This window comes from Arthrobacter sp. 10N43, from assembly GCF_056394525.1.
In genome coordinates this window covers 397737-412811 of record NZ_JBFTIA010000002.1, presented here as the reverse complement: position 1 = coordinate 412811, position 15075 = coordinate 397737, and the positions used below count along the sequence as shown (strand labels likewise).

The window sequence follows — 15075 nt, the reverse complement described above, 5'->3', positions numbered from 1 at the left end:
GAGGGTGATGGGAAAAGTAAACGGTGAAGCCGGCGTCGGCAGCTATCGGTGGGACAGCCGGCGCGCGGCGAAATTGCCCAGGGACTGGAACAGCTGCACCAGCAGGACCAGGAGGATGACGACGCAGAACATGTACTCGGGGCTGTACCGCTGGTAGCCGTAGCGGAACGCGACATCCCCAAGGCCGCCGCCGCCCACTGCGCCCACCATGGCCGAGTAACCGATGAGGCCGACCACGGTGGTGGACAGTCCGAGCGCCAGGGCCGGGACTGCCTCGGCGACCATGACCTTGGTCAGGATGGTCCACCGGGTGGCTCCGAGCGACTGGGCGGCTTCGACGAGTCCCACCGGTACTTCGCGGACCCCGATCTCCACCAGGCGGGCGAAGAAGGGAATGCCGGCGATGGTCAGCGGGACTATGGCTGCGGTGGGCCCGATAAAGGACCCGACCAGCAGGCGGGTGAACGGAATGAGCAGGATCATGAGGATGATGAAGGGGACGGACCTGCCGATGTTCACCACCACGTCCAGCAGCCGGTTGACGAAGAATCCGAGCGCCCGGCTGCCGAAGAGCTTCGCCAGCAGGCCGCCGGTCTCGGTGGTCACAAGCAGGACGCCGGCCGCGAGGCCAAAAACGACCGTGAACAGCAAGCTCAGGCCCACCGTGTAGAACGTCTCACCGGCGCCCTTGAGGATGGTGTCCAGCAGGTCCGACCAGAAATACGGGTCATTGCGGTCGATCACTTGACTACCTCCACGAAGAGTCCCTGGGAACGGAGATCGGCGACGGCGGCTGCCACGGTGCGCGCGTCACCGGGCAGTTCCAGCCGGGTGCGTCCTGTCTGGAGTCCGCGGACGGTTTCAACCGCCGCCCCCAGGATGCCGACGTCGATGCCGTGTTTGCGTGCCAGCCGGGCGATCACGGGGCGGTCGGCGGTGACGCCGCTGAACGTGATGTCAACGACTGCGCTGGAGGTCTCCGGGACCTCGCCCATGGGGAACAGCGCCTGGCCCAACAGGGATTTCTCCGTGGCCAGCAGCTGTTCCACGGGACCCTGCTCGAGGATCCTGCCTCCGCTCATGACGGCAGCCGAGTCGCAGATCCGCTTGACCACGTCCATCTCGTGGGTGATGAGCAGCACGGTCAGTCCCAGGTCCCTGCTCAGGTTCCGAATGAGATCGAGAATCTGTGCCGTGGTTTCGGGATCCAGCGCCGAGGTCGCCTCGTCGCTCAGCAGCACCGAGGGGTTGGACGCAAGCGCGCGGGCGATGCCGACACGCTGTTTCTGCCCGCCGGACAACTGTGCGGGATACGCGGAGGCCTTGCCGTTCAGGCCCACAAGTTCGAGGATCTCCAGGGCCCGGGTGCGCCGGGCCGCACGCCCTGCGCCGGTGATCTCCAAAGAAAGTTCCACATTCGCCTGCACGGTCCTGCTGCTGAGCAGGTTGAAGTGCTGGAAGATCATGCCGATGTTGTGGCGTGCAGTGCGCAGCTCTGCGCCGGACAGGGTAGTCATCTCGCGGCCGTCGACGCTGACGCTTCCCGAATCGGGGAGCTCCAGGGAATTGATGGTGCGGATCAGTGTGCTCTTGCCGGCGCCGCTCTGGCCAACGACGCCGAATATCTCGCCTCGGGCGACGGACAGGGAGACGTCGTCAAGGGCACGGACCGCCGTCGTCCCCGAGCCGTAGCTCTTCGAGACCCGGCTGACGGAAATCATGGATAGGGCTCCCTGTGGTGGCTGGAATCGTCACGGAAGCGCTTCCGCAAAATTGGGTGCGGATATCGCCCGCATTCCGCCTTAAATTCTTCCAACATGGGGATAGTGGCGCAAAATCCGAATATTCACCATAAATTCACGCTCTTGTTCCACGATAATTCATCCATTCCGAAGCGAAAGGCTCGGGCGGGCCTGTGGTAACCGGGAGTGCCCGGTGAATCAGGTTCCCTGCCGGCGGCCGCAGCGGGGTGAGAGATTCCTCACAGGCGCCAGCCTGTGTCGTCCTGCAGGGAAGTCTGCGCTGGCGGCCCCGCTGGTAACCTGAACATCGGTGTTTGAATAGTCGGAAAGGCGGGTCGGGCCCGTGCCGGAAGTCCAGAAGGGGCGCGTCAAGCGTGCGGACGCTGTCCGGAACAAGGACGTCATCATTGACGCCGCACTGACCTGCCTGGGTGAGAATCCAGGGGCCAGCATGGCTGAGATTGCCCGGGTTGCGGGGGTGGGCAGGGTGACCCTCTACGGACACTTCGCGGACAGGCGTGAGCTGGTTGTTGCTGTTTTTGCCGTGACTATGGACCGCGCCGAGGCCGAACTCGCCGCGGTGGACATCGGGCAGGACGCTTGGGGTTGCCTGCTGGAACTCATCCAATCGTCCTGGCGGGTCCTCCAACAATTCAACTCGCTTTTGGCGGCGGCCGATCGATACTTGACGGCGGAGCAAATCAGGGGGTACCACGACAAGCCACTGGCGCGGGTAGTTTCCGTGCTTGAAAAGGGCAGGATCGAGGGGATCTTCCGCACCGATCATTCCCTCGCGTGGCAGGCGGCCTGCTTCTACGCCATCCTCCACGGCGCGGCGGCTGAAATTCGGGGAGGGCGACTGGACGAGGTCGCGGCAGCAAAGGTCCTTCCGTCTACCATCCGTGCCCTCTTAGCCCAGCCAGGCCCGCCTGCGGATCCGGCCCCGCACTAGGGGAGTTTCGGGCTGATCTGGCGCAGGAATTCGCTGATCTTCGCAGCCATGGCCTTGGACTGCGTCCAATGCAGGTAATGCTCGCCCGGAAGGACAACCAGCTCGCAGTGTCTTACATTGGCCAATTGCCGTTCGTGCAATACGTACCAGTCCGGCTGCTGGTTCATTGTGTCTTGGGACAGGAATTCGAGTACCGGAAGGGTGTCCGAGTAACGGACGTCTTGGAGTTTGGCGGCGTTCTCGCCCATCCGCAGTGTTTCGTCAGTGACGGCTTGATTGCCGAAGTTCCAGCTGGTCATTTGACGCATTTGCTGGCGTTCAGCAGTCGTGAAGCCGTCGCCCCCAGGCTCCCCAAAACCCAGCGCGGTGGCCCAGCGGACCAGGCCTGCCGTGGAAGGTGTGTGCGCCCACCAGTAGTCCGCTGCCGGCATCTCATTAGGGCCGGGAGTTGCGCCCGTGGACCTCTGGCGGGTCGGGACGGTGGGGTCGATGCCGATAACCGCGGAGACCTCGGCGGGATATTTGTTCGCGTAGTACAGCGTGGAAAAGCCGCCAATCGAGTGGCCCGCGAGGACGTAAGGCGCGCTGATGCCGAGCTTTGACAGCACTTCATGAAGTTCTTCGGCGATGTTTTCCACGGTCCGCGGCCGGGCTGCCATGTCGCTGTAGCCGTAGCCGAATCCCTCAACAACCACGGTTCGGAAGCCGCGCAACTCCCGGACCAGCGGTGCGAAATCGAGCGCCGGGGCCGGGGTGCCGAGCCCGCTGAGCAGCACGATCGTAGGACCGGCGCTGCCGGTTCGACTTACGTTGACGGTGCCCTCGCGGATGGAGACCCTCTCGCCGTAGGCGACCGAGTTGGACTTTTCGTGCCATTCCAACAGGAGATTGGCCGACGTCGAGGCGACAAGTAGGCAGGCCACGATCATAGCCACCACCACTGCCGCGCGGAGGGCCCGTTTCCACGGGTTCTTGCGGTGCGGCCTGGCCGCCGCTGAGGTGGCGTGGCGGGGGTGGCGCAGCAGCATGGCAGGACTCCAGTCAGAAGGGGTCGACTTATGCGGTGCGACGTCTCCGCGCTGGGACCGGGCTGGGCAGGCACTTTGGATAATCAATTGAAAGTATACAGTGCTGTTTGAGATAAATCTCTGGCAATCTTTGCCCCAGCTTTTTGCAACCGTCGCCCACTAGGGTTGGCGGGATGAACCCGCGAGGCATCAGGAAAATCGCTTCCACCATCACCGGCCTCCTAGCACAACTGCTCACCGTGGGCTGGTTGGTGGCGGGACTCGCGGCGCCGGCCCACGCCGCGGGTGCCACATACTTTGTCAGTGCCTCTGGGAGCGACACCAATTCGGGAACCTCGAGCGCCGCACCATGGAAGTCACTGTCAAAGGTCAACTCGACAGTCCTCCAGCCCGGAGACACCGTGAGTTTCCGCCGGGGAGACACCTGGACCGGAGGTGTTGTGACCACCCAGAGTGGGACTGATGCCGCGCCCATTACCCTGAACGGCTACGGGAGCGGCAGTGCCCCGACCATAACGGGCGGGAAGTCAGGGAACTGCATCCGGATCAACGGCAACTTCACCACGGTTGACGGACTGCGCGGCGTCTCCTGCGGCTATGCGGGCATCAGCGTCACGGGAGACCGCAACACGGTCCGGAACTCCAGCGCCTCCAACAATGCCGTGGGCATCAAGGCGGGAACCGGGTCCGACTTCGGGAAATACGCCGGCAACATACTCACAAACAACAACATCATGAACGTCCTGACGCAGGGCACAAACTGCGGAACACCCCAAGCAGTGAACTGCAATGACGACTCCGGGGCATCCGGCGTGCTGGTCAACGGCAACGACAACGAATTCTCCGGCAACACCGTCAGCGGCTCCACCGCTTTTTCCTACGATTACAACCGCGACGGCGGTTCTTTCGAAATCTACAACGGTAACCGCAACTACATTCATCACAACGTGGCCCTGGACAACAACAATTTCTCCGAGATCGGCAAGTCCTCCGGAACTGCCGACGGCAACACCTACCGCTACAACCTGGTCCGGTCCACCTGTGGCGCCAACTGCGCCCAGGCCAAGGGCTTGATCGCCCGCGGACCGGGGACCTCGTTCGGACCCACGAACGGCACCGTTTTCGAGTTCAACACCATCTACCTGAACGGGCCGCAGTCCCAGGCCATCGTCTGCCATGCGAGCTGCCCGTCATCAACCGTGATCCGCGGCAACATCCTGGCAGGTGTCAAGAACTCCTTGTGGATCAACGGTTCCGGATGGACCGAAAAGCAGAACGTCCTCAACGGTCCAGTCAATTTCGTGCCGAACAGTACGTCCACCACTGCGTCCGCACGCTTCGTGAACGCCCCGGCCGACCTCCACCTGACCGGCACCAGCCCGGCCATCGACCGCGCCGGAACCAGCCCTTCCTTCGTCGACCTCGCCGGACTGGCGGTGCCCCAGGACGGCGACTGCAACGGCACGGCCGCCGCCGATTCGGGGGCCTACGAGTTCGACTCGCCCAACTGTTGACCACTCCCGCAGACACCAGCCTCAGCGGCTGCCGGGATGCCGGATCGATCCGCCAAGCAGCAGGGCCAGGAAGCTCCGGTCGTTGAGTTGCCGCTCAAGCTCTGCCTCGTCCCATTCGCCGGTCCGCTTCCCGCGGAACACCCGGACGATGCCAATGCCCGATACCAGGTTCATCAGCCGCCGCGGCCAAGACCTCGCTGCTAAGCCCCGCCGGCTGGACGCTCGGCCCTATCCGCCGGCACGGCCTCCGTGCAAGCATGGGCCTCACCGAACATGAAGAGCTCACCGAAAATGTACGGCCCACCGAATATGCACAGGGAGGGACTTGATGAAATCCAATGAACTGCTGCTCGACTCCTTCGGCAGGATCCATGAGTGCGTTGCCGCTGCCCTGGCGGGGGTAGATAACGCTACGCTGCTGCGCCGGCCGGCAGGCAACGGGAACTCGATGGCCTGGCTCCTCTGGCACCTGGGCCGGGTCGAGGACGCGCAGGTGGCCTCCGCTGCAGGCCTTGACCAGGTCTGGACCTCGCAGGGGTTCGCCGGCCGGTTCGATCTGCAGCTGCCCCAACGCGACACCGGCTACGGCCATACGAGCCGCCAGGTCGATGCGGTGCAGGCGCCGCCGGGGCTGTTGCTCGAATACTACGACGCCGTTCACCGGCAGACTGTGGAATTTCTGAAGACCCTCGGCGACGCTGATCTCGACCGCATCGTCGACACCCGCTGGGACCCGCCCGTCACGCTCGGGGTGCGGCTGGTCAGCATATTTGCCGATTGCCTCCAGCACGTGGGGCAGGCGGCCTACGCGAAGGGCCTGGACCCCGCGCACTCAAAAGTCTAGGAAGCAAAGGCCATGCAAGCCTCCGACATCCGCCAGCTCTTCCCGGGGCTCAAGGACATCATCTATCTGAACACCGCGACCATGAACGTTGGCTCGGCCCCGGCACGGGAGGCTTACGAACTGGCGGTCGAGCGCTGGTCCGCCGGCCGGTTCGATTGGATGGAAGCCGAGCGGGCGGGGGAGGAGGCCCGCGCCATATTCGCGGAGATCGTCGGCGCCACCGCCGCAGAGATCGCAATCGTTCCGGCAGTGAGCACGGCCGCCGGGATCGTCGCCGCCAACCTGCCACCCGCGAAGCACGGCGAAAACGTCGTGGTCGCCGGGAACGAATTCGCCTCTAACTACTATCCGTGGCTGCTGCTCCGGGGCCGCGGCTACGAGGTCCGCACGCTGGCTCCCGACGGCGACGGCACTGTTGACGCCGAGGCTTTCGGCCGGGCGGCCGACGGCTGCACCCGCCTGATCGCCGTCAGCGCGGTACATTCGGCCAACGGCTACCGGGCCGACCTTGCCGCGCTCAGCGGGGTCGCTGCCCGCTCCGGTGCGTGGTTCTTCGTCGATGCCTGCCAGGCGGCAGGCGCGGTGCCGCTGGATGTAGTGCGTGACGGCGTGGACTTCCTGGCGGCCGCGAGCCACAAGTTCCTGCTCGGTTCGAGGGGCATGGGGTATCTGTATGTCCGCAGGGGGCTGCTTGACCGCCTCCAGCCCGTCGGCCCGGGCTGGAAAGCTGCACGCACTCCGGCCGAGAGTTTCTACGGACCGGCCATGGACCTCTCGCCCACGGCCTCGAAGCTCGATGCCTCGCTGGCATGGTTTCCTGCCCTGGCAGAGCAGGCGGCCCTCGGCATTTTCCGCCGTTTCGGCATTACTGCCTTGTTTGACCGCAACGCCCGGCTCGTCCGTCGCCTCCAGGACGCCCTGGCGGCGGAGGGCTCAGGCTTCCGTCCGTTCGCCGAGGATCACCGCTCGACCATCATCTCCGTGCCCGTGAGAGACACCGAGGCAGTCATGGCCCGGTTCCGCAAGGCGAAGGTCGTGTCGTCTGTCCGCGAGGGCAGGATCCGACTGGCCGTCCATTTCTACAATCTGGACGAGGAGATAGACCGCGTGGCCGGGCTCATCGGTCCGGGCTGATCGGAATCGCCTGCACCTCGACCTGTTCCGCACATCCTGGACTCACGGCGTGAGCGGGCCGCGAAGCAAGCGACGGGCGGCGGCGTCGTCGCCTTCAATGACAGCAATCTCCTTGAGGCTGGACCGGCCCCAAAGACCCAGATACATGCCGCGCAGCGGGGCGGTAATAGATGCCACCGCAGGACCCGGGCCGACGGTCCAGCCGGCGGCCCCCGGCACCTGGAAAATCACGCCCTGGTCTGGGTGCGGCATCCGCCCCAGTCGAAGTTGGCGCGGAGTGAACATGGCCAGGACCTCGTCCACGCCGTCGAGCATGAAGTCCTCATCAAGAGACGGGATCTCCAGACCGAGCGCCTGGCAGGCGTCGACCAGGTGGATGGCGTGCTCGTGGGCCTGGCGCCGAAGCCAGAACCCGGCCTTGCGCGGTGGCGGACCAAAGTTCCAACAGTCCTGCTCCGGATCCAGCACCGTCATCGTCCCGAGGAAGGGTGCCGTCCCCTCGAGAAACCAGGCCGCGGCGTCGATGGCGGGTGGTGAGGTTTCCTCGACGAAGGTGCCCCGACTAACCACCGCGGCCGCCCACCGCTCGATGGAGCCGAGGTGGCCGAATAGTTGCTCGAGCGTCCAGCCGGGGCATGCCGGGACGGCGCGGGAAAGCAGGCCGGCCGGCTGCCGGGCGAGCGAGCTGAGTTGGTCCAGGGATCCGGCCAGTTCGGCCAGGTAGCGATCGGGCGACATGGGACGAGCCTAGCGCGGCGCCTGAGGCGAGGGCCCGCGGGGGCGCTCCCGGCCCGGGGCGTCCTCCGGGGGGCGGGTGCGGGGGCTCAGCCGCAGACCTCCGCCAGCATTGGGCAAGGATTCCGGCGCGCCGGGACCCCTGCCCCCGTTGCCATGCCCTTGCCAGCTAGGATGCGTCGCATGCGTCCCACACCACAGCCGCGACCACAGTCGCGGCAATGAGCGGATTCGCGGCGCCGGCGCCGCTGACCGAGCGATTTGCGGCCCAGTCCGTGATCGAGGAACTGTTGGCGGTCCAGGCGCTTGTTCCGCCGCGCTCGCTGCTCAGGCGGATGTTCGGTGCCAGTCCTATGAGCGAGGCCAGCTGGCCGTGGTACCGGGGCGCGCTGGGCGAGATTGCTGTGGGCCGGATTCTGGCAGGGCTCGGGCCCGAGTGGCTCGTGTTGCATGCCGTCCCGGTCGGCTCAGGCTGGTCGGATATCGATCACGTGCTGGTCGGTCCTGCTGGCGTCTTCACCATCAACACGAAGAACCATACCGGCCAATCGATCTGGGTGGCCGGGCAAACTCTGATGGTGTCGGGAAACAAACACCGCCACCTCTACAACTCGGCGCGCGAAGCGGCCCGGGCCTCGACGCTGCTGAGTGCGGCAGCGGGTGCGGCGGTGGACGTCACCGGCGTCGTGGTGATCGTTGACCCCCGGCGGCTCACGATCAGGGAGAAGCCGAGCCAGGTAATCGTCCTGAGCGATCGGCAGCTCCTGGGCTTCCTCCGGCGGCGCCGCGCCGTATTGAATGCCGACCAGGTCGACCGCATCGTTGCCGCCGCCGTGAAAGCCCGGACCTGGCACACGAAGCCGACGCCGCCACACGATGTGGACGAACTCATGAGGAACTTCGCAGCCCTCCGGTGCCTGGTGGATCAGGCACGACGGCGGCGGCTGTCCTGGGCGCTGGGTGTTCCCGCCGCCGTTGGCTTTTCGGTGCTGGCCGCTACGGGTCCGCCGGGTGCAGCTGTCCTGGACGCCTTGATGAACCGGTAGGCGAGACCCTCTAACGGCGGGCGCGCGCTGCCTTCTCGAAACAACCCAACGGACCGGAACGCTGACACGCTTCCGCCTACCCTCTTCGTCCCCGTTGGGAACGCTCGAAACACCCCGGCAATTGCTCACGCCTGCGCCCGGAGCGGCCTCTGCCGGCGATGCCTGACAACCATGCGCATGGCCCCAGACCGGGGGTCTCCGCCCTGAGTTTTCCCGGGTGCAGGTAGGAAGCCGCGACAGCCCACGAGGCGATCAAGTAGTGCCAGCAAAAAGACGGGAATCGCGCCCAAAAACTCGAGTAGCGACCACTCGCGCGCTCACAAATCTCCGCTTCTAGGCTCCTGATTACTGGGTTAATAAAGTCAATGTAATGATCAGGAACGGGTCTCAGCCATGCGTGATCAAACAGATTCTCGGGTGTTTTCTGGCCATTTTAAGGGCCGTCTGCGCGGTGGACGTCAGGGTGGGGCGCCACATCCGCGGAAACATCGGGCGGCCACGAACTTCGCAGCATGGTCCCTGCCACGCGGGTCGTCCCGGGGCGCGTGGGCGTCTCTGCTATCGGCGTCGCTCGCACTTGCTGGGCTGGCCCTTAGCGGGCCCGCGGTCGCGGATGTGGCGACCGTCGCCTACGATTCACTGCGGACGGGCTGGGACAAGAACGAACCGGGGCTCTCGCCGTCGGCTGTCGCCTCTTCGAACTTCGGCAAACTGTTCTCTGCAACCGTGGACGGACAGGTCTACGCCCAGCCGCTCGTAGTAGGCGGTACTGTGATTGCCGCGACGGAAAACAATGCAGTGTACGGGCTGGATAGCGAGACGGGCGCGGCGAAGTGGACGCGCCAGCTCGGGCCGGCCTGGCCGGTGTCGACCGTCAATTGCGGTGATCTCACGCCCAATATCGGAATTACTTCCACTCCCGTCTACGACCCGGCCACTAAGAGCATCTTCCTGCTGGCTAAGACGAATGACGGGGCCAGCAAGTATTTTCCGCACTGGTACATGCACTCCTTGGACGTTGCGACCGGCGCGGAGAAGCCCGGGTTCCCTGTCACAATCCAAGGCGCCCCGACAAATGATCCCACCCGCCCGTTCAACCCAATGACGGCGATGCAGCGCCCAGGGCTGCTGCTCCTTGACGGCGTGGTCTACGCAGGATTCGCCAGCCATTGCGACTACACCCCCTTCGTCGGCTATGTCGTCGGCGTATCGACCGCCGGCCGGCAGACGACGATGTGGGCCACTGAATCAGGCAATGCCAACGCGGAAGGCGGCGTCTGGCAGTCCGGCGGAGGCCTGGTGTCCGACGGTGCCGGTCAGATCTTGCTGGCGACAGGGAACGGCATCTCCCCGAATCCTGGCCCGGGCTCGAAGCCTCCCACTACCCTGGCCGAAGCCGTGGTCAGGCTCCGCGTGGGCAGCGACGGCAACCTGAAGCCAACCGACTTTTTCAGCCCGGCAGACAACGCCCGGCTGAACCGAAACGACGCTGACCTGGGAGCCGGCGCCCCCCTCGCCATCCCGGATGGCTATGGCACAGTGAAGCACCCCCATCTGTTGGCGCAAGTGGGGAAGGACGGCCGCGTCTACCTGTTGGATCGGGACAACCTGGGCGGCATGGCGCAGGGGGCCGGTGGAACTGATGCCGTCCTCGACAAAGCCGGTCCGTACAACGGAGTGTGGGGCAAGCCCGCGTTCTTCGGGAGCAGCAACGGTGGTTACATCTATGTCGTAGAGAGCAATGGATACCTTCGCGCATTCAAGTTGGTGACGAGCGCGGCGGGCGGCGTCAGCCTCGCCGCCGTCGGGACCTCCGCCGGCACGTTCGGGTTCAGCTCCGGTTCGCCGGTGGTGACTTCCTCCGGCAACGACGGGTCCTCCGCCCTTGTCTGGGTGGTCTATGTCAGCGGAGGAACCGGGGCCGGTGCGGAATTGCGGGCATACAAGGCGATTCCGGACGGCACTGGCCAGCTCAAAGAGGTCTTCAGCGCCCCGCTGGGGATCGGCGCCAAGTTCTCCTCGGTGGCAACTGAGAAAGGCCGTGTGTACGTCGGCACCCGAGACGGGCACGTGGTTGGATTCGGCGCCCCGACAACAGCAGCGGTAGGGGCGACGGACACTGACCTGGGCAACGCCAAGGTGGGTACCCCTGCAGCCGGAACTGTTACGGTCACCGCGTCCCGGACCGTGACGATTAGTTCCATCACAACAACTGCACCGTTCAAAGTTGGAACCTCTCTGACGTTGCCTCGGAAGGTGGCTAAGGGGGGAAATCTCGCAGTTCCGGTGATGTTTTCGCCCACGTCCGCGGGACAGATCGATGGCACACTGATCGTCAAGACAGCGGACGGCGAGACCGTCCTCCTCGGCGTCCATGGTGTGGGGACGAAGGACGGCCTGGGCGCTACCCCGGCGTTGGCCCAGTTCACCGACGTGCCGACGAAAACCACTAGCCGGTTGACCGTCAACATCGTCAACACCGGCACAGCGGCCGTCAAGATCACTGGCGTCACCTTGCCGGCCAACGCGGCGCTGAAAGTGGATGCAGGCACGGCGCCAGTTGTGGGGCAGACGATTCAACCCCTCGCGTCAGTGCCGGTGTCTCTGACCTTCAGCCCCACCACGGCGACGCCGGTGGCCGATTCGCTGGTCGTCGTCAGCGACCGCGGCAGGGTGACGGTAAAGATTACCGCGACCGCCATCTCCGGTACAGCGCACCTGGAGTTGCCGGGCTCGCTGGACTTCGGTGACGTCCCCACCGGGACATCGGCCACCAAGGTTTTCCCGATCAAGAACACCGGAAACGTCCCGATGACCATCACGAAGGCGAAAGCGCCGCAGGGTGTCTTCTCCACTACGACACCCATCTCCGAAGGCCTGAAAATTCCCGGCGGTGAAACCGCGTACCAGACCGTGACCTTTGCGCCCACGGCCGCAGGGCAAGCCGGCACGAAGGAGACCTTTTACCTCATTACAGCGGACGACGGCCAGACCGCTCAGAAGGTCATGCTCACCGGGAACGGAACGGACGACCCCATCGCTGCCTACGGGTGGACGATCAACGCCGGCCGCCCCGGGTCGAGCCTTGGCCGGTCGCTGACCGCGGAGTACGCCGTAGCGGGAGGAAAGTGCCAAGACTACTTCAGAGGGGTGATCTGTTGGTCAGCCAAGACAGGCGCGCATGCGGTGCTCGGTGAGATCAACAAACGCTACAAGGCCGCCGGCGGTCCGGCCGGCATCCTGGGCTTCCCTACTTCCGATGAGAAACCATCGCCGGACAAAGTGGGGCTGTACAACCACTTCGCCGGTTCGGGAGGGTCTTCGATCTACTACTCCCCGACAACCGGAGCGCACTATGTTCTGGGTGCGATCCGGTCGAAATGGATGGCACTCGGCGCGGAAACAGGGCCGTTAGGCTATCCGATCAACGACGAAAAGCAGTCCCCGGACGGCGTGGGGCGGTATAACCACTTCTCCGGCGCAGGAGGTGCGTCGATTTACTGGTCAACCAAAACCGGGGCGCACTCGGTGACAGGTGCGGTACGAGCCAAGTGGGCGTCACTGGGCTGGGAGACCGGGCTTGGCTATCCGACCTCTGACACGAATGCATCGGCGGACAGGGTGGGGCAGTACAACCATTTCGCCGGTTCGGGTCGAAGCTCTATTGTCTGGTCGCCGAAGACCGGGGCGCACGTTGTCCAAGGTGCAATCCGTGCCAAATGGATGGCGCTGGGCGCGGAGACTGGCGCGCTGCGATATCCGATCACGGACGAGAAGGGAACACCGGACAAGGTGGGGCGGTACAATCACTTCTCTGGTTCTAACGGGTCGTCGATTTACTATTCGCCAGCTACCGGGGCGCATCCGGTAACAGGTGCGATCCGGTCTAAGTGGGCGTCACTCGGCTGGGAGACGAGCCGGTTGGGCTATCCCACGAGCGACTCGTACGTGGTTTCCGTGGGCCGGGCAACGGATTTCCAGCACGGGCGGCTGACTTGGAACGCGACGACCAAGAGAATTTCCGGATAGCCGAAACCCCAAAGGAGCCGCATGCGGGGTACGCGCGTGCGGCTTCTTGCTGGCTTGCCGAAAGACTTGGACCGGATTTAGTTGGCGCTCTGGGGTCGGGTGCTGCCGTACTGGACCTGGCCTCAGCGCAGGTACCCTGTGGACTCTTGCCGGAAATCTGACTTCGGAGGAGGATGATCGGCACCGGAGGAGGCCCTTCATGACCGAGCTTGGCAAGTTTGAGAAGTATCTGATTGAGGAGTTCTTCGACGACTACCGCTCCGGCGATATGAGTCACCGGGCATTCACGCGGCGGGTGGCGTTCATCATGGGCAGCATGACGGCGGCATCGGCAGCCATGCTCCTGGTTGGCTGCACGGCCGAGGAAGTTCCCCGCAGCACTGATCCCATGCCGACGCCGACGCCAACATCGTCGGGTTCCGGTCGTGCGTCCGCAGGGGCAGTACCTGGAGCCAAGAGCCCGTTGTCTGTCCCGGAGGGCGCGGCAGGACTCTCGACGGCGACCGTGCAGTTTGCTTCGGGTGGCACAAATATCAGTGGTTATCTCGCCCGGCCGGAGGCGGGTCAGGCCGGGCCGGCCGTGCTGGTCTGCCATGAGAATCGCGGGCTGACACCCCATATCCAGGATGTGGCGCGCCGCTTCGCCAAAGCAGGCTACGCGGCACTTGCCCTGGACCTGCTGAGCCGCGAAGGCGGTACCGCGGGCATGGACCCCGACGCTGTGCCGGGGGCGCTCACGCAGGCCGGTGCCCAGCGGCACGTCTCCGACTTCGCCGCCGGTTTCGACTATCTGAACTCTCAGGACTTCGTTGACCACGGGCGGATCGCCATGAACGGTTTCTGCTTCGGCGGTGGGATCACCTGGCAGTCGGCGACGGCGATCCCTGGCCTGAAGGCGACGTCAGCGTTTTATGGGCCAGCACCTGATCTGGACAAGATCTCGGCCATCAAGGCGGCCGTCTTCGGTGTCTACGCCGAACTGGATCAGCGGATCACCGGCGCCATGCCGGCCTTCCGGGATGCTTTGGACAAGACGAATGTTCGCCACGAACTCAAGGTCTATCCCGGCGTGGACCACGCCTTCCACAATGACACTGGGCCACGTTACAACCAGGAGCAGGCGACGGCGGCATGGAACGACACGCTCGCCTGGTTCGGCAAGCATGTGTGAAAGCACGTCTGCGTGAAGCATGGCCCGGACATGTCCCGACCGGATGGAGACGCGATGTTCGCAGTCCGCAGGACCGCGGCGTTGAGCGCCGCAGGCGCCTTGGCCCTTGCCGGGTGTGGTGCCGCACCAGTGTCCAGGGAACGGGCACCGGCGATAGACCGTGCGGCCGCCGTCTCCACCGGAACGCTGGCCGCCGTGACCGCCGCGACGCAGGCCGCCGGTTCAGACGGGGCCCAGGCCGCCGTCGTCCGCGGATGGGGCCCAGTGGTGGCGGGGGACGAATTCAGTTACGCCGGGCCGCCTGACCCCGCGAAATGGAAGGTCTTCAAGGGGCCGGGGCACGCGGGCAAGGGGATCCGGAGTCCGGATGCGCTGGTTGTGGGCGGCGGAGTCTTGACTGTCAGCGGCGACGCCGCGGGCACCACCGGCGGAATGTCCGCCAGGTTTGCCCAACAGCGGTTCGGCCGCTGGGAGGCCAGGATGAAAATTGGCCAGCGGGATCTGCAATATCACCCTGTCCTGATCCTGTGGCCGAACAACAACATCTCGTCCACGTGCGCCGAGATTGACTACGCCGAGGGCAGCGCCAACACCGCCCAAATCAAGTTCTTCCTGCACTACGCCTGCGGTGGCCCAAACTTCCAGACCACCGCGGCCAAGACGATCGACACCACTCAGTGGCACAACTATGCCGTGGAGTGGACCCCCGCCGGGATCACGGGATACGTCGACGGGTCATTGTGGTTTGCGGACATGACCCCGGCGCATCAGCCTACGGTCGGGATGCACCAAACGGTGCAACTTGACTGGTTCCCCAACGGGACCCCTACCAAACCCAGCCAGATGCAGGTTGACTGGATCCGCGTCTATCAGTGAGCCG

At 64.8% G+C, this 15075-nt stretch carries 13 protein-coding genes; 8 read left to right on the top strand and 5 right to left on the bottom strand.

The features are described 5' to 3' along the window. Positions 1-42: 42 nt before the first annotated feature. Both AC1DDO_RS04505 and AC1DDO_RS04500 read right to left on the bottom strand, forming a co-directional pair. A complete protein-coding gene (locus AC1DDO_RS04505; RefSeq protein ID WP_476971513.1) occupies positions 43-744 on the bottom strand; it encodes a methionine ABC transporter permease in 702 nt (233 codons plus the stop codon). Further along, entirely contained in the window at positions 741-1721 is a 981-nt protein-coding gene (locus AC1DDO_RS04500) for a methionine ABC transporter ATP-binding protein (RefSeq protein ID WP_476971512.1), read from the bottom strand. Before AC1DDO_RS04500 ends, AC1DDO_RS04505 begins: the two co-directional genes overlap by 4 nt. A gap of 364 nt (positions 1722-2085) precedes the next feature. On the opposite strand from AC1DDO_RS04500, the gene AC1DDO_RS04495 reads away from it, so the two are divergent. Continuing rightward, a complete protein-coding gene (locus tag AC1DDO_RS04495) occupies positions 2086-2694 on the top strand; it encodes a TetR/AcrR family transcriptional regulator (protein ID WP_476971511.1) in 609 nt (202 codons plus the stop codon). Here AC1DDO_RS04495 and AC1DDO_RS04490 read toward each other — a convergent pair. Beyond that, the gene (locus AC1DDO_RS04490; protein WP_476971510.1) at positions 2691-3722 is read right to left on the bottom strand and encodes an alpha/beta fold hydrolase; all 1032 of its coding nucleotides are present in this window, start codon (positions 3720-3722) and stop codon (positions 2691-2693) included. The genes AC1DDO_RS04495 and AC1DDO_RS04490 overlap by 4 nt on opposite strands. A gap of 173 nt (positions 3723-3895) precedes the next feature. On the opposite strand from AC1DDO_RS04490, the gene AC1DDO_RS04485 reads away from it, so the two are divergent. Further along, a complete protein-coding gene (locus tag AC1DDO_RS04485) occupies positions 3896-5236 on the top strand; it encodes a right-handed parallel beta-helix repeat-containing protein (RefSeq protein WP_476971509.1) in 1341 nt (446 codons plus the stop codon). A gap of 21 nt (positions 5237-5257) precedes the next feature. On the opposite strand, the gene AC1DDO_RS04480 is transcribed toward AC1DDO_RS04485, so the two are convergent. Continuing rightward, complete coding sequence (locus AC1DDO_RS04480) at positions 5258-5410, bottom strand: hypothetical protein (protein ID WP_476869402.1); 153 nt, start codon at positions 5408-5410, stop codon at positions 5258-5260. Between the two features lie 154 nt (positions 5411-5564). Here AC1DDO_RS04480 and AC1DDO_RS04475 point away from each other — a divergent pair, with 154 nt between their 5' ends. Both AC1DDO_RS04475 and AC1DDO_RS04470 read left to right on the top strand, forming a co-directional pair. Next, positions 5565-6080 carry a mycothiol transferase gene (locus tag AC1DDO_RS04475; RefSeq protein WP_476869403.1) on the top strand — a complete coding sequence of 172 codons (516 nt, stop codon included), beginning with the start codon at positions 5565-5567 and terminating at the stop codon, positions 6078-6080. Between the two features lie 12 nt (positions 6081-6092). Continuing rightward, positions 6093-7214, top strand: coding sequence for an aminotransferase class V-fold PLP-dependent enzyme (locus AC1DDO_RS04470; RefSeq protein ID WP_476971508.1), 1122 nt, complete (start codon positions 6093-6095; stop codon positions 7212-7214). Between the two features lie 42 nt (positions 7215-7256). Here AC1DDO_RS04470 and AC1DDO_RS04465 read toward each other — a convergent pair whose 3' ends face one another. Beyond that, complete coding sequence (locus AC1DDO_RS04465; RefSeq protein WP_476971507.1) at positions 7257-7952, bottom strand: maleylpyruvate isomerase family mycothiol-dependent enzyme; 696 nt, start codon at positions 7950-7952, stop codon at positions 7257-7259. Positions 7953-8170: 218 nt separating this feature from the next. On the opposite strand from AC1DDO_RS04465, the gene AC1DDO_RS04460 reads away from it, so the two are divergent. The 4 genes from AC1DDO_RS04460 (at position 8171) to AC1DDO_RS04445 (ending at position 15071) form a co-directional block, all read left to right on the top strand. After that, positions 8171-8995 carry a nuclease-related domain-containing protein gene (locus AC1DDO_RS04460; RefSeq protein WP_476971506.1) on the top strand — a complete coding sequence of 275 codons (825 nt, stop codon included), beginning with the start codon at positions 8171-8173 and terminating at the stop codon, positions 8993-8995. 615 nt (positions 8996-9610) lie between these two features. After that, positions 9611-13024 carry a choice-of-anchor D domain-containing protein gene (locus AC1DDO_RS04455; protein ID WP_476971505.1) on the top strand — a complete coding sequence of 1138 codons (3414 nt, stop codon included), beginning with the start codon at positions 9611-9613 and terminating at the stop codon, positions 13022-13024. A gap of 199 nt (positions 13025-13223) precedes the next feature. Then, positions 13224-14195, top strand: a complete 972-nt coding sequence (locus tag AC1DDO_RS04450) for a dienelactone hydrolase family protein (protein WP_476971504.1) — start codon at positions 13224-13226, stop codon at positions 14193-14195. Positions 14196-14225: 30 nt separating this feature from the next. Beyond that, on the top strand, positions 14226-15071 hold the full coding sequence (locus tag AC1DDO_RS04445) for a glycoside hydrolase family 16 protein (protein ID WP_476971503.1): 846 nt from the start codon (positions 14226-14228) through the stop codon (positions 15069-15071). The last annotated feature ends 4 nt before the right edge of the window (positions 15072-15075 follow it).

Bases quoted from the DNA above. Each gene is read 5' to 3' on its own strand.
- AC1DDO_RS04500 (WP_476971512.1), bottom strand. From the start codon at position 1,721: ATGATTTCCGTCAGCCGGGTCTCGAAGAGCTACGGCTCGGGGACGACG.
- AC1DDO_RS04490 (WP_476971510.1), bottom strand. From the start codon at position 3,722: ATGCTGCTGCGCCACCCCCGCCACGCCACCTCAGCGGCGGCCAGGCCG.
- AC1DDO_RS04485 (WP_476971509.1), top strand. From the start codon at position 3,896: ATGAACCCGCGAGGCATCAGGAAAATCGCTTCCACCATCACCGGCCTC.
- AC1DDO_RS04480 (WP_476869402.1), bottom strand. From the start codon at position 5,410: ATGAACCTGGTATCGGGCATTGGCATCGTCCGGGTGTTCCGCGGGAAG.
- AC1DDO_RS04475 (WP_476869403.1), top strand. From the start codon at position 5,565: ATGAAATCCAATGAACTGCTGCTCGACTCCTTCGGCAGGATCCATGAG.
- AC1DDO_RS04470 (WP_476971508.1), top strand. From the start codon at position 6,093: ATGCAAGCCTCCGACATCCGCCAGCTCTTCCCGGGGCTCAAGGACATC.
- AC1DDO_RS04465 (WP_476971507.1), bottom strand. From the start codon at position 7,952: ATGTCGCCCGATCGCTACCTGGCCGAACTGGCCGGATCCCTGGACCAA.
- AC1DDO_RS04460 (WP_476971506.1), top strand. From the start codon at position 8,171: ATGAGCGGATTCGCGGCGCCGGCGCCGCTGACCGAGCGATTTGCGGCC.
- AC1DDO_RS04450 (WP_476971504.1), top strand. From the start codon at position 13,224: ATGACCGAGCTTGGCAAGTTTGAGAAGTATCTGATTGAGGAGTTCTTC.
- AC1DDO_RS04445 (WP_476971503.1), top strand. From the start codon at position 14,226: ATGTCCCGACCGGATGGAGACGCGATGTTCGCAGTCCGCAGGACCGCG.